We start from the raw sequence: 442 nt of genomic DNA on the forward strand, positions 1-442 counted from the left end.
AGCGTGAAGACAACGGCGTTATCGGTTGGGAACTTTGGCAGAAATCGGACAACGGCGAAAAGAAATATTTCAAGGTGAATGAAGGAACGTTGTCAATCGACGTTATCCCGCTCGTGCCGTTTTATACCGGTCGGCGCGACGGCAAAAGCTGGAAAATGTTTCCGGCAATGCAGGACGCCGCCGATTTGCAAATTAAGCTGTACCAGAACGAAAGCGCGCTCGAATTCGTTTCCACGATGGCCGGTTATCCAATGCTCGCCGCCAACGGTATGCGCCCGCAAATGGAAGCTGACGGCAAGACCGTTAAGAAAGTGGCGGTCGGCCCGGCCAAAGTGCTATGGGGCGTTCCGAGCGGCGACGGCAAACACGGCGAATGGAAATACGTGGAGCCGTCCGCACAATCGATGGACTTCCTGCAAAAGAAGATTGACGCAACAAAGCA

At 53.8% G+C, this 442-nt stretch carries 1 protein-coding gene; it reads left to right on the forward strand.

The window, feature by feature from the left end; genetic code table 11:
- Positions 1 to 442, forward strand: a 442-nt coding sequence (locus RMT89_RS41200) for a DUF4055 domain-containing protein (RefSeq protein WP_315888876.1), incomplete at both ends; no start/stop codon positions are given.

The organism is Streptomyces sp. P17, from assembly GCF_032436805.1.
Lineage (GTDB): Bacteria > Actinomycetota > Actinomycetes > Streptomycetales > Streptomycetaceae > Streptomyces.